The 13,264-nt window shown below is 55.6% G+C and carries 11 protein-coding genes; 3 read left to right on the forward strand and 8 right to left on the reverse strand.

Translation table 11 applies throughout. The features are described 5' to 3' along the window. Positions 1 to 134: 134 nt before the first annotated feature. Positions 135 to 1,421, forward strand: coding sequence for an O-acetylhomoserine aminocarboxypropyltransferase/cysteine synthase family protein (locus B2952_RS01675; RefSeq protein WP_173382152.1), 1,287 nt, complete (start codon positions 135 to 137; stop codon positions 1,419 to 1,421). 172 nt (positions 1,422 to 1,593) lie between these two features. Continuing rightward, the gene (gene cysK, locus B2952_RS01680) at positions 1,594 to 2,526 is read left to right on the forward strand and encodes a cysteine synthase A (RefSeq protein ID WP_072808735.1); all 933 of its coding nucleotides are present in this window, start codon (positions 1,594 to 1,596) and stop codon (positions 2,524 to 2,526) included. A 78-nt stretch (positions 2,527 to 2,604) separates the two neighbouring features. On the opposite strand, the gene cobA is transcribed toward cysK, so the two are convergent. The 5 genes from cobA to B2952_RS01705 form a co-directional block, all read right to left on the reverse strand. Continuing rightward, positions 2,605 to 4,119: a uroporphyrinogen-III C-methyltransferase gene (gene cobA / locus B2952_RS01685; protein WP_290731277.1), complete on the reverse strand. Its 1,515-nt coding sequence runs from the start codon at positions 4,117 to 4,119 to the stop codon at positions 2,605 to 2,607. Positions 4,120 to 4,136: 17 nt separating this feature from the next. Further along, positions 4,137 to 5,138, reverse strand: a complete 1,002-nt coding sequence (gene hemC / locus B2952_RS01690; protein ID WP_290731274.1) for a hydroxymethylbilane synthase — start codon at positions 5,136 to 5,138, stop codon at positions 4,137 to 4,139. After that, positions 5,131 to 6,396, reverse strand: coding sequence for a glutamyl-tRNA reductase (gene hemA, locus B2952_RS01695; RefSeq protein ID WP_290731271.1), 1,266 nt, complete (start codon positions 6,394 to 6,396; stop codon positions 5,131 to 5,133). Before hemA ends, hemC begins: the two co-directional genes overlap by 8 nt. A 93-nt stretch (positions 6,397 to 6,489) precedes the next feature. Then, a complete protein-coding gene (locus B2952_RS01700; RefSeq protein ID WP_290726834.1) occupies positions 6,490 to 7,149 on the reverse strand; it encodes a hypothetical protein in 660 nt (219 codons plus the stop codon). Positions 7,150 to 7,229: 80 nt separating this feature from the next. Next, complete coding sequence (locus tag B2952_RS01705; protein WP_290726836.1) at positions 7,230 to 8,501, reverse strand: CotH kinase family protein; 1,272 nt, start codon at positions 8,499 to 8,501, stop codon at positions 7,230 to 7,232. A 36-nt stretch (positions 8,502 to 8,537) separates the two neighbouring features. Here B2952_RS01705 and B2952_RS01710 point away from each other — a divergent pair, with 36 nt between their 5' ends. Next, a complete protein-coding gene (locus B2952_RS01710; protein ID WP_290726838.1) occupies positions 8,538 to 9,350 on the forward strand; it encodes a hypothetical protein in 813 nt (270 codons plus the stop codon). Positions 9,351 to 9,371: 21 nt separating this feature from the next. On the opposite strand, the gene B2952_RS01715 is transcribed toward B2952_RS01710, so the two are convergent. Genes B2952_RS01715 through cimA form a run of 3 tightly spaced genes read right to left on the reverse strand, consistent with a single transcriptional unit; the run spans position 9,372 to position 13,264 of the window. Continuing rightward, positions 9,372 to 10,388 carry an Lrp/AsnC family transcriptional regulator gene (locus B2952_RS01715; RefSeq protein ID WP_290731266.1) on the reverse strand — a complete coding sequence of 339 codons (1,017 nt, stop codon included), beginning with the start codon at positions 10,386 to 10,388 and terminating at the stop codon, positions 9,372 to 9,374. Continuing rightward, positions 10,358 to 11,527: a putative heme d1 biosynthesis radical SAM protein NirJ1 gene (gene nirJ1, locus B2952_RS01720; protein WP_290726842.1), complete on the reverse strand. Its 1,170-nt coding sequence runs from the start codon at positions 11,525 to 11,527 to the stop codon at positions 10,358 to 10,360. The genes B2952_RS01715 and nirJ1 overlap by 31 nt, the downstream gene beginning before the upstream one ends. An 18-nt stretch (positions 11,528 to 11,545) precedes the next feature. Further along, positions 11,546 to 13,264: a citramalate synthase gene (gene cimA, locus B2952_RS01725; protein WP_290731263.1), complete on the reverse strand. Its 1,719-nt coding sequence runs from the start codon at positions 13,262 to 13,264 to the stop codon at positions 11,546 to 11,548.

Here is a 13,264-nt window from a genome sequence, read left to right on the forward strand (position 1 = left end):
ATATCGAATGTGTACCCTAAGTGAGGCTCGCGGAGCTTAAATCCGCCAGGCTGGGCCCCGGCTTGAAATATAGGGGCACTATTTAACAGTCATCCTGCATGGGGATGACAAAACAGAAAAAAGGAATTTCACACATGACTACTCAGAACAAGCTCCACTTCGAAACTCTTCAGCTCCATGTTGGCCAGGAACAGGCAGACCCCGCAACCGATTCCCGCGCGGTTCCTATATACCAGACCACCTCTTACGTTTTCCATAACGCACAGCACGCATCCGACCGTTTCCATCTGAAGGATGCAGGCAACATCTACGGCCGCCTCACCAACACCACGCAGGATGTTTTCGAGAAGCGCATTGCTGCCCTCGAAGGCGGTATCGCAGGTCTCGCCGTCGCTTCTGGCGCCGCAGCCCTCACCTACGCCATCACGGCTCTCGCCCGCAAGGGTGACCATGTGGTTGCCCAGCGCACCATCTACGGCGGTACCTACAACCTCCTGGAACACACGCTCCGTCCGTTCGGCATTGACACGACCTTCGTGAACACCCGTGACCTGAAGGAAGTCGAATCTTCCATCAAGGACAACACGAAGCTCGTGCTCATCGAGACGCTCGGCAACCCGCATTCCGACATCCCGGATATCGAGGCCATTTCTGAAATTGCCCACAAGCACAAGATTCCGGTGCTCATTGACAATACCTTCGGTACTCCTTACCTGATCCGCCCGCTGGAACACGGCGCCGACATCGTGATCCATTCTGCTACGAAGTTCATCGGCGGTCACGGTACGACTCTCGGCGGTGTCATCGTTGACGGTGGCAAGTTCGACTGGGCTGCCAGCGGCAAGTTCCCGCAGTTTACCGAGACGAACCCTAGCTACGGCGTGCCTTTCACGGCCGCTGCTGGCGCCGCTGCCTACATCGTGTACATCCGCGCCATTCTCCTGCGAGACGAAGGTGCCGCGATTTCCCCGTTCAACGCTTTCCTGCTGCTCCAGGGTACGGAAACGCTTTCGCTCCGCCTCGACCGCCACGTGGAAAACACCAAGAAGGTCCTCGAGTTCCTCGTGAAGCACCCGAAGGTCGCGAAGGTCAACCACCCGAGCTTCAAGGACCATCCGGACCACAAGCTCTACGAACGCTACTTCCCGAACGGCGGCGGTTCCATCTTCACGTTCGACGTTAAGGGCGGCCAGGAAGAAGCCTTCAAGTTCATCGACAGCCTCAAGATTTTCAGCCTGCTCGCGAACGTCGCCGACGTGAAGAGCCTGGTGGTGCACCCCTACACGACGACTCACTCCGAACTCACTCCGGATGAACTCGCCGCCGCAGGCATCAGCCCCGCCACGATCCGCCTCTCCATCGGTACGGAACACTACGAGGATATCATCAACGACCTCGACCAGGCCTTGAACGCAATCTAAGGAATTATAGTATGTACGGACTTTACCTTAATTCTGTTCGATGTTGGCCCTGATAGTAGGCTTTTCATTCGGGCCGTCGACCGCGGCTTAACATCAACAAAATTTTAAACAAGATCCCCGCTCTGATGGCTACGCGCACTAGCGGGGATCACAAAAAAAAAGGAATTTCAAAATGTCTAAGATTTACACTTCTGCCGACCAGCTTGTTGGTCACACCCCCCTCCTCGAACTCACTCACGTCGAAGCTTCCAACAACCTCGAAGCCAAGATTCTCGCGAAGCTCGAGTACTTCAACCCCGCAGGTTCCGTGAAGGACCGTATCGCGAAGGCGATGCTCGACGATGCCGAGAAGAGCGGCAAGCTCAAGGCCGGCTCCGTCATCATCGAGCCGACTTCGGGTAACACCGGTATCGGTCTTGCTTCCGTCGCTGCCGCCCGCGGTTACCGCATCATCATCGTGATGCCCGAGACCATGAGCGTGGAACGTCGCCAGCTGATGAAGGCCTACGGTGCCGAACTCGTGCTGACCGAAGGCGCGAAGGGCATGAAGGGCGCTATCGCCAAGGCAGATGAACTCGCGAAGGAAATCCCGAACAGCTTCATTCCGGGCCAGTTCGTGAACCCCGCCAACCCGGCCGCCCACAGGGCCACTACCGGTCCCGAAATCTGGGAAGACACCGACGGTAAGGTCGATATCTTCGTGGCGGGCGTGGGTACTGGCGGTACCGTGACCGGCGTGGGCGAATTCCTCAAGAGCAAGAACCCGAACGTGAAGGTCGTGGCCGTGGAACCGGCCAGCTCTCCGGTGCTCAGCAAGGGCGTCGCGGGCTCCCACAAGATCCAGGGTATCGGTGCCGGGTTCGTGCCTGACACGCTCAACACCAAGGTCTACGACGAGATTATTGCTGTCGAGAACGAGGCTGCTTTCGAAGCCGGCCGCGAAATCGGCAAAAAAGAAGGCGTGCTCGTGGGTATCTCTTCCGGTGCTGCTCTCTGGGCTGCAAAGGAACTCGCGAAGCGTCCCGAAAACAAGGGCAAGACGATTGTCGCTCTCCTCCCGGATACCGGCGACCGCTACCTGTCTACGGCACTCTTCGCGGAATAAAGCTTGAAGCCATCTCAGATAAGGCGCAAGGATTTCGGTCCTTGCGTCTTTTTTTATTCGGGATTTTTCGATTGATGGCTAGCGGGCCACGGAATAATATTCCGCAATCTTCTTCACGAGGGAATCCATAGTCGTCTCGTCAGACGTCACCGTTTCAAAGCCATGCTTGCGGGCGGCATTTTCCGTCATGCGACCGATGCAGAACGAAAGGGACGGGCGTGCTTCCGCCATCTTGACAAAGTTCTCGACGGCGCTGGTGCTCGCGAATACGACGGCATCGGCGCCGGCAACGGCTTCGCGCTTCCATTCGGGAAGTTCTGTCACAGGGAGTGTCTCGTAAACGACCCAGCGGGTCGATTTCGGCAGGAGTTCCAACAGCGTATCGTCCGCGAGATTGCCTTGCAGGAGGAGAATGCGGGATTCATCGATTTCCCCCGCGGTCACCTTTGCCGCAAGCAACTTTCCAAGGCCTTCGCCGGTATGGTCTTCGGGCACGTAGTCGCAGCGGATGCCGTATTCGAGCAACTTCTTTTCGGTAATTTTGCCGACGCTCGCAATCTTCTTTCCGGCAAGGACGCGCACATCACAACCTGCGGCGAACAGCTGCCTGAAGAAACTTTCCACGCCGTTCGTGCTCGTGAAGGCGAGGATGTCGAAATTCGCGAGGGCTTTGAAATCGGCTGAGGAGATCCGCGCCTTCGCGGGGATGACATCCCTGGTTTCGATCATCGGGGTTTCGATGACTTCGGCGCCGAGAGCCGTGAGGCGTGCGGTAATCCCGCTGGCCTGCTTTGCGGCACGGGTCACCACGAGGCGCTTGCCGGCAAGAGGCAAGTTCTTTTTCCACGCGAGCGTTTGCCCGAGTTCTACGACGCCACCCATAATCGTAATCGCAGGTGCCGTCACGTTTTCGCGGGCAATCGTCTCTCCCGCAGTCTCGAGCGTCGCCATGACGGTGCGCTGGTACGGGGTCGTGCCCTTCTCGATAAAGGCGAGCGGCGTTTTCGGGTCCTTGCCGCATTCCATAAGCCGGCGGGCAATAAAATCCATGTTGGCGATGCCCATCAGGAATATGAGCGTGCCGGGGCACTTCGCGAGAGTCTCGAAGTCAAGGGAAAGGGGATCGCCCGACTCCGCCTTTTCATGGCCGGTAATGATATGGAAGCTCGTCGCAATCCCGCGATGACTTACAGGTATGCCCGCATACGCAGGCACGGAGATTGCAGACGTGATGCCCGGGACCATCTCGAATTCGACGCCAGCGGCAACCAATTCCAAGGCCTCCTCGCCGCCACGCCCGAACACGAACGGGTCGCCGCCCTTGAGGCGCGCTATCACACCGCCGGGAACTTCCCCTGCGAACTGCACCAGAAGCTTGTTGATTTCAGACTGTTTGACCTTATGGTGCGTCGGCATCTTGCCCACGTCTACCATCTTGGCCTTCGGATTGCAGAACCCGAGAATCGCAGGCGAAACGAGTCGGTCGTACACCACCACGTCGGCCTTTTCCAGAATTTCCTTGCCACGGAGCGTCAACAGCCCCGGGTCTCCGGGACCTGCACCAATCAAGTAAACTTTTCCAGCACCGCTCATTACAAACCTTCAATAAACTACAACTGTTCGCGAATCTTGCCCGCAAGCGCAACACCCGCCTCGCGAGCCTGCATCACAGCATTTTCAAACGATTCGCCCACACCGGATTCAAGCGCACCAAACTGCACGCCATGTTCCGCACGGAGCAAGCGCTGTGAAGATTCGTCCCAGTAGATGCCGCGGATTTTCAAATTGCTCGCATCGGCGACGAATTCGGCAAAACTCGCCACCGGGAACTGGCAACCCGCATTGAGCGCCTTGAGGAAGGCCATCTCGGCAACTGCGATACAATAGGTGGGAGCGTCGTTCACGCGGGAAAGAATGGTCTGGATTCTATCGGTCGCAAGGCTCCCTCCAGAATGACAATCGGCCAAAGTTTCAATCGCGAGGATTCCCTGGCCAGATGCAGGCAAAACTTTATCGGTATCGAAGTATTCCGTCACCTGGTCTGCAAGGCCCATGCGCTTGAGGCCTGCAGCCGCAAGCACGACGCCGTCGAGTTCATCAAGTTTCGAGAGGCGCGTCTGGATATTCCCACGGATGGGCACGAATTCCAAGTCCGGACGGAGCGCCTTGAGCTGCACCACCCTGCGGATGCTGCCCGTACCGACGCGGGCACTCGAAGGCAGGTCCATAAAGTGCACGCCGCCTGCACCACCGCGGGCAATAAACGCATCGCGCGGGTCCTCGCGTTTGAGGACTGCGGCCAGCCTGAATTCCGGCAAGACTTCTGCCGGCATGTCCTTGAGGCTGTGGACCGCAATATCGGCGCGATCTTCGAGCAGCGCGACTTCGAGTTCTTTGATGAACACACCCTTGCCACCGAAGCTCGCAAGGGACTTGTCGAGCCTTCGGTCGCCCTCGGTCGTCATCGTCACGAGTTCGTACGTGAGGCCCGGGTTCGCCGACACGAGGGCGTTGGCGGCAAGCGTAGTCTGCGCCACGGCAAGGGCGCTCTTGCGCGTTGCAATCCGCAGCGGGCGCACATTTCCGCCCTGCGAAAAAACGGCATTATTCATCGCTTGCCTCCAGGCACTTGAGGAACACCTTCACGTCTTCGGGCGAATTGCCCGCCTTTACCTTGTACAGGTAATCGTTCGCCATCTTCTTCGCAAAGCGTTCGTACATCATGCGGATGCGTTCGCGTTCATTTTCCGGCAAGTCGGGCATCGAGCGCAACAGCTTTTCGGATTCCTCGTTCGCGGTTGCAACCATCCTGTCGGCATGCACGCGGATATCCTTCGAAACCTCGTCCATGCGGTACCACTGCAAGAACTCGTCCAGGCCTTCCTTCAAGATCTTCTGCGCGGCCTCGAGTTCCACCATGCGCAGGCGGCGGTTCTCCGAAACAATCTTTTCGAGGTCATCGACGCACACGTACTGCACGCCGGGAATTTCGCCAATGGAGGCTACCGCATTGCGCGGGCTACCGAGGTCAATAATCAAGCGTTTCCGTCGGTCGGTCACTTCGGCTGGTTCGGCAGGCTCACCAACCAACTCAGTGACCTTCTCGAATTCATCCTTCGTGATAAGGGGTTCCTGGCAGATGCTGCACAGTACGACAACATCGCACTTGCCCAGCACCTTGTAGCGGTCCTCGAGCTTCACGGGGGTGAGCACGTCTGCAAACTTTTCGGCATTTGCGAAAGTTCTGCTGCTCGCAAAGATATTCGTGGTGTATTCCTGCACGTACTTGAGCATCAGGGAACCCATCTCGCCTAGGCCCACGATATACACGGAGCGGTTTTCGAGGTCATCGAACGTGCGCTGCACCTGCTTCATCGCCAAAAACGGGATGTTGCAACTGAGCTTGCTCAGGTTTGTCTCCGTCTTGATGCGTTTGGTGGTGTGGATTGCCCCCTGGAATAACTTGTTGAGGCTGTTCCCCGTCGCATGCAGGTTGTGCGCCGTCTCGTAGGCACGGCCAATCTGGTGCAGAATCTGGTCCTCGCCCACGGCCACGGAATCGAGCCCAGCAGACACGTTCATCACATGATGCGCAACGTCGTCACCCGTCTTAAAGTAAAAAAACTTCGCAAAATCCTCGAACCTTTGCCCCGCAAGCTTGCACACGTACTGCACGAGTTCCGCCTCGGCAATATCCCTGTCCGATGCCACGTAGACTTCGGTACGGTTGCACGTCGCAAGAATCAGGAGTTCGTCAAACGGAGAATGGCCGAGCGCTTCCGTCTTCACTTCCATCGGGATGTAAAACTTCTCGCGGACTGCGATTTCGGCCACCTTGTGGCTCATGCCTGCCATGTAGATTTTGCGCATGGCCCAAAGATAGAAAAAGAAATCCCTGCACAGAGGCAGGGACAACCAATTACTGCAGTTGCCGCAAAACTATACGGCGTCAAGCACTAGGAATTACTGGCACGAATTATAGCGGCCGACGAACTGTATGAAGAAATCTTGCGGGGAACCAACTTCATCATTAAATTCCAACGTGACGGCTGCTACCTTTTTTAATGCTTCTGCTCGATCAATTTTTTTACCCCAACCGCCCTGTTTGAAATTGTCCCATGGAATATTTACAACAGACATTTCAGACGTCTTGGGCAACTTGTAGTTGAAATTATCATAATCAACTACGACTGCCTCATTCTCGACAGGAATCTCTAAATAAAAGTCTACCGTAGACTTGTAAACAATACAGAGACCATCCCAATCTGTAACATCAGCGCCCTTTCGGGCTCCCACGATATAATACCCATCATTTAGAGACTTATTATGTCCTGTATTTACCCAACTATATGTCCAAGCCCCCTTAATCTCTTGTTTAAGCCCGCACCACATGTCGCCACAAGCGATAGACCCAGAAGAGGAAGAAGACGAACTATAGTCCACACCACGTACTTCTACAGTCGGACACGAAATCGTTCCCCCAAAAATCGGATTCGACAAACCAACTTCTACTCCCACAATTACGCTGGAATAGGGTCCACCAACCGTAATTTTTCCACTAAACTCGTGAGAAAACCGCATTGACATGTATGGAGTCTCATCTAAATAAAGCCCAGCATCCATGTTCCCCGGAAAGGACGAATCCAATCTTGGACTGATTATATAACCATCATTACAGCCGTCAACCTTCCAATAAATTTTGCTTAGGATCCATCGTTCAATTCGGCATCGATCCACTGAAAACGCCGTTCCATCCAGTCCAGCATGACCGAAATGGCCTCTGCATAGTCCTCGTAGGGCTCCTTGAGCGCCCAGTTCTCGGTATTGCTCATTATCGGCCAACGCCGGTATTCGTTCTTGACGGCCTTTTCGATGATGGCCCTATACAGGGGGACGCTGTCGGCCAGGGCGTGGATTGTCTCGCGGTGTTCCATCCAATACAGCCTCGCCTCCTCTTTCACTTCCGGGCTCCGGAACATGGAACCGAACCACCTGTATTTCCGGATGTACCAACCGTCGAAACCGCGGTTCCGCTCGTAGGATTCGTTGCCGAAAGATATATCGAAATCCCAAATCGGGCCAAAATGAATCTTGCCGCCCTTCTGCCATGTCATGAAAATGCTTCTGCCAAAATTGGCATCCTCGTTCTTCGAGAATTCCTGGACCCAGTAATAGGGCATAAAATCGTCCATATCCACCCATTCCGCGACAGCACCGCTATCTATGGTGCAGGCCCGCTGCAGGCAGCGTTCAAAGTCACACAGGTGCGTTCGCAAAAGCTCCATCGACTCCTGCGACACATTCTTGGGAGACCTCACGTGGAACGGTTCTCCCGTGCACGAACGAAAGAACGGTGAATCTATCTTCTTTTCGCCTTCCTTCTCGAAAAGGAACGAGGTGTCGTTTTCCGCGATGTTCACGCGTTCCTTCGCGACCTTGACCGATTCCATGAGGAGGTAGAGCCCCATATACCTGCGGTTCAAGTAAAGTTCCACAAAGCGGCAGCGCGGCGTGTACGGCATGCCCAACCATTCCGAAAGACGCGTTGCCATATAGTTTCGCAGGTGCGCCTTGTCGCCATAGTTGGCCACAAGCACCCAGTCACGACTTGCGGGCATTCCAAGAAAGGCGAGTTTATCCTTAAATTCCAGTTTCAGGCCGTACTTGGGCATCTTGAAACTCGAATTGCCACGACCATGGACTGTCAGCTCCAGGACTTCGCTTTCGGGGCCCGACTCCCCATAAATTTGAAGAAGCGAAGGATGGATTGTTTCCCGGTCGCGGATGCCCGAAAAATTCTCGGTTTCGATGACAATACGTGGCAAGTCTGCATAGGGATATTCGGAATCGTCGAGCGGCAAATAGTCGGGAGACGGGTCGGTCGTCTCGTTCTGGCATCCGACCACACAACAGCCAAAGCACAGAAGCACCGCAACTGCAACCGGCAATATGCACTGTCGAAAATGTTCACGCATCCTGCATCTAAAATAACAATTTTTATCTTTCTCCCCATGAAACCGGCAATCGCATGCACCTTGTTTTTGTTCGCCGTGGCGGCACACGCCACCGAGGTCCTGCATCCGATTCTGCCGCCCGCAAGCAGCCTCAGCATCCAGGGAACCGAGGAACTGGACGAAGATGTCTACAGCACAGACATGGCAGTCTCGCTGGAATACGCCCCGCTTTCGCGTATCAGCCTTTATGTCGACGGCTCCTTCCGTTTCATGAGCTACAGCTACGAGTATTCGACCGAAGGGTATCTCCACAACTACTGCAACCTGCACGTGAACGGATTCAACGAGACGTATGCGGGAATCCGCGGGATCCTGTATAAAAACATCGGGCTCGATCTGGGCTGGAGATTCCCGCCCGGCGAAGGATCGCAAAAGAACCGGTTCCACCGCCTCAACGTCGAACCGTTCACTTACCTGCAATTTTCAAGGCACCTCGTTTTAGGCACCTCCCTGCGCTACAACATGTTCCTCGAAGACAAGAACTACATGCCGGGCGATGAAATCGGCATCAAGGCGTCCTTCGTGTGGAAACTCGGCTGGAACGACTCTCTCCATACAGGTTGGAAATTTAGCGAGGTATTCCTCTACCAGGCGCGCATCACGGATTCCGAGAACAGAAACCTCGACAAGCGCTTCCGCAAGATGGACGACAAATACCGGGGTTATAAAATGAAATTCGATGCCACCCGCTTCTTCAGAATCTACGGGCTACCGGTCGGCATCGGTTTCAACTACGAAATCCACGACGGGACCCTCTTCGGATTCGAGACGGGACACCGCGTGGGAATATACCTGCAGGCCACCCCTTAGGCTATATTTCTGACAGCGCCGCTAGGCGAAAAAATCAAAGCTTGTTTTCTTGAGTTCGCGGAGGGAATGGAGCACGACATAATCGGGACTCCCGATAGATTCCGCGGCACCCTTTATGAATGTTTCGAGTTCCGCGGCAGACTGGGCATGCATCATCGCATAGAGCGTGTAAGGGAAGCCTTCGAAGGAAGGGCGCTCGTAACAATGGGATACATAGGGCTTTTGCGCGAGGACATCGCCGGCAGAGCCCGGGGCATCAAAGCACACCATCGCATTGAACGCGAAACCCGCATCCTGGTGCCGAAGGATAGCCCCGAAACGGCGCATCCTCTTTTGCGCAAGGTCGTCGCGGAGGGCCTCGATAGGAACACCCCAGTCCGCAAACGGCGTGAGCGAATGCGGGATGTCGCCACAGGCGATGCGGATGCGGGCCCTGTCGGACGACGACAACGCGGTAACGAATTGCACACCCCGATCATCATTCCCGCTGTCATTCTGGAGGGGCAAAGCCCCGATAGAATCACGGAAATCTTCATTTCTTTCGTCTGCGCCCTTCCCCATCACCGTGTTTATCTTAAACTTTTTCGTTGCGGCAAGGATATGCACGTCGTGCAAATCCGTAGTGGAGCAAAGCCCCTCGACAACCGCACGAATTTCACCTTCGGACTCCGCGATAACGGTAAACCAGACGTTGTATTCGTGGGAGCGCACATAGTTGTGCGTAATCGCAGGGATCCCGTTGACTGCAGTTGCGAATTTATCCACATCAGAAACCTTGCCCGCACAGAGCCGCGAAATAAAGCCGAGTTTTTGCGAGTCGTAGATGCCACCGATGCGACGGACAATCCCAGAATTGCGGAGGTTCTCGACCGCTTCGAAGACAGCCTGTTCGGTGACGGTTTCACCCTCTCCTCGCCCATTCAGGACATCCGTAAGCACACGATAAGGGCGCTCTTCCAGCGGGAAGGCGTCCTGAATGGTATCCAGAAGCGTTTGTTCGAGCGGGGTCAGGATATTTCCTCGTCCGTCAGGTAGCAAGCCGGATCCTGTTCCCAGAAGTCGCCCGTGACGGCTTCGGCGCGAGTGCGGAAATTGCCGTTGCAAAGGTTCAAGTAGGCGCACTTGGGGCAGCGTCCCTTCAAAATCGGCTTCCTGTTCTTGAGACCCGCCATAATCGGGTTCGATTCGTCGCTCCAGATTTCTCCGAAGTTCCTTTCGCGCACATTCCCGAGGGTAATGTACTGCGTGAATTGGTCAGGGTGAACGTTTCCGATGCTGTCGATGTTGCCAAACGCCATGCCGCTGCGGTTACCGCCATTACGCTGGATGAGTTCCAGCACCTTCTCTGCTCGGGCAGGGTCCTCGCGCTTCATGCGCAAGTAAAGGTAGACTGCATCGGCGTGGTTATCGACGGTCAGAATTTCCTTGTTTATCCCGCGCTTCTTGAAGTCGAGCGTGCGGTCAATAATCAGGTCCATCGCCTTGCGGCTCTCTTCGTGGTTCAAGTCGTTTGCGACCATCGCGGAACCGCGCCCGCTGTAAACCAGGTGATAGAAGCATACGCGGTCGATATTTTCGGCTTCGAGCAAGTCAAAAATCGCATTCAAGTCTTGCACGTTGTAGCGCGTAATAGTAAAGCGAAGGCCCACCTTCTGGCCCGTCGCCACACAATTGCGGATTCCGCGCAAAGCGAGTTTGTAAGCGCCTTCCTTGCCGCGGAATTTGTCGTGCGTCGCTTCGCAACCGTCCAGGCTAATGCCCACGTAGCCCACACCCATATCCTTGAGTTTCTGGGCGACATCGGGCGTAATGCAGGTGCCGTTCGTGCTGATGGTCGGGCGAATTCCCTTGCTTGCCGCATAGTTCGCAAGTTCAAAAAAGTCCGGGCGCAAGAGCGGTTCACCACCGCTAAAGAGGATTACCGGCACCTTGAAATCGGCAAGTTGGTCAATAAGCGCCAAGCCTTCTTCGTGGGTCAATTCGTTCTGGTACTTGATGGCTTCGGAGCGGGCGTAACAGTGCACGCAGCTCAAGTTGCACGTCTTGGTGCAGTTCCATACCACCACGGGGCCGCGTCCCGGCGCCACGCCATTCTTGCACTCATGGGCCCGCGGTTCATAGCGGAGCTGGTCCCCGAAGTTCGGAGTATCCATCAAAAGCTTGGTAATGCTTATCATAAAGATTTCCAGAAGAGGCTACTTCCTCTTCTTGTTCCTCGTGATGTCAGCGAGATTCTTCACCTTGCGGGCAGAGAGTTTCTTCGGCTTCGCAGGAGCGGGTTCCTCGTCCTTCACAGCAGCTTTCGAAGCAACCGGCTTCACGTCGATATGCTTATAGGCACCCTCGATGACCTTGTTGTCCACAAGAATCTTGTAGGTAAGCCCATCGACAAACGCCATCCAGCTCGCCTCGATGATGTTGCTCGAGACTCCGACCACATTCCAGTAGCCCTTCTCGTCGCCAAAGGTCGTCCACACGCGCACCGTCGCGTCAGAAGCCACGTTGGACCCCAGCACGCGCACCTTGTAGTCATCGAGCTTGACTTTCGCCATGTTCGGGAAGAACGGGAGCAAAGCCTTACGCAGCGCCGCGTCGAGAGCGTTCACCGGGCCGTCGCCTTCGCTCACCTGATGGCTAATCTTGTCGCCAATCTGGAGCTTGACGGTCGCCTGCGAAACGGACACACCCTGCGGAGTCTTGTCTTCGATGACGCGGTAGCCCAGCACCTTGAACGGTTCCTGAACCATTCCGAGGTGGCGGTAAACGAGCATCTTGAAACTCGCCTCGGCAGAGTCGAAATGCCAGCCCGCGTTTTCACGCTCCTTGATGAGCGTGAGCAGCTTGCCCACAACCGGATCCTTCTTGTCGATGCCCGGCTTGATGGCCCTGAGCTTTTCCACAACGAGGGAACCGCCCGCCTGGTCGCTCGTGACGAACACGCGGTCGTTACCCACCTCGTGCGGGTCGATATGCTCGAAGCTGCGGCTCACCTTCATCACGCCGTCGATATGGGCACCGCCCTTGTGCGCAAACGCCGCATCGCCCACGTACGGGGCATGCACGTCGCTCGGGAGGTTCACAATCTGGTCCACGTTGCTGCTCAGCTGGCGGAGGCGAGCCATTTTTTTGGCGGCAAAGAACTTTGCGCCCATCTTGAAATGAAGATCGGCGGCAATGGTCGTGAGGTTTGCGTTTCCGCAACGCTCGCCATAGCCATTCACAACGCCCTGCACCATAGTCGCACCGCACTTGACGGCATAAATACTGTTGCATACGGCAAGGCCCGCGTCATTATGCACGTGGATGCCGATGGGCGTCGAAATCTGTTTCTTAACGTCCTTCACAATCTGTTCAAGTTCCCACGGCATCGTCCCGCCGTTCGTATCGCAAAGCACGATGCAGTCCGCACGGCCGCGTTCCGCAGCCTTCAGCGTCTCGATAGCGTATTGCGGGTTCGCCTTGTAGCCGTCAAAGAAATGTTCCGCATCGTAAATCACCTCCTCGGAATGGTCCTTGAGGTAGTCGACGGAAGACTCGATCATGTCGAGGTTCTCTTCTAGCGTGGTGCGGATGACGTCGGTCACGTGCAGGTCCCAGCTCTTGCCGAAAATCGTCTTGACCGGGGCTTCCGACTTCACGAGCGCCTGCAGCAGCGGGTCATTCTCGGGCAACACCTTCGGACGGCGCGTAGAGCCGAACGCGGCGATCTTCGCATGTTTCAGCTTCACTTCCTTGATTTTGCGGAAGAATTCCTCGTCGGTCGGGTTGCTCGGATTGGGCCAGCCCCCTTCGATGTAGTCAAAACCGAAATGGTCAAGAATTCGCGCAATCTGCAGCTTGTCGGCGAGAGAAAGGCTTATCTTGCGGTCTTGGTTACCGTCACGGAGGGTTGTATCGTATAAAAGGACTTTCAT

This window comes from Fibrobacter sp. UBA7003, from assembly GCA_002449765.1.
In the GTDB taxonomy this organism is placed as follows: domain Bacteria; phylum Fibrobacterota; class Fibrobacteria; order Fibrobacterales; family Fibrobacteraceae; genus Fibrobacter.

Bases quoted from the DNA above. Each gene is read 5' to 3' on its own strand.
- B2952_RS01675 (WP_173382152.1), top strand. From the start codon at position 135: ATGACTACTCAGAACAAGCTCCACTTCGAAACTCTTCAGCTCCATGTT.
- B2952_RS01705 (WP_290726836.1), bottom strand. From the start codon at position 8,501: ATGCGTGAACATTTTCGACAGTGCATATTGCCGGTTGCAGTTGCGGTG.
- B2952_RS01700 (WP_290726834.1), bottom strand. From the start codon at position 7,149: ATGGATGCTGGGCTTTATTTAGATGAGACTCCATACATGTCAATGCGG.
- hemC (WP_290731274.1), bottom strand. From the start codon at position 5,138: ATGAATAATGCCGTTTTTTCGCAGGGCGGAAATGTGCGCCCGCTGCGG.
- cimA (WP_290731263.1), bottom strand. From the start codon at position 13,264: ATGAAAGTCCTTTTATACGATACAACCCTCCGTGACGGTAACCAAGAC.
- nirJ1 (WP_290726842.1), bottom strand. From the start codon at position 11,527: ATGATAAGCATTACCAAGCTTTTGATGGATACTCCGAACTTCGGGGAC.
- cysK (WP_072808735.1), top strand. From the start codon at position 1,594: ATGTCTAAGATTTACACTTCTGCCGACCAGCTTGTTGGTCACACCCCC.
- hemA (WP_290731271.1), bottom strand. From the start codon at position 6,396: ATGCGCAAAATCTACATGGCAGGCATGAGCCACAAGGTGGCCGAAATC.
- cobA (WP_290731277.1), bottom strand. From the start codon at position 4,119: ATGAGCGGTGCTGGAAAAGTTTACTTGATTGGTGCAGGTCCCGGAGAC.
- B2952_RS01710 (WP_290726838.1), top strand. From the start codon at position 8,538: ATGAAACCGGCAATCGCATGCACCTTGTTTTTGTTCGCCGTGGCGGCA.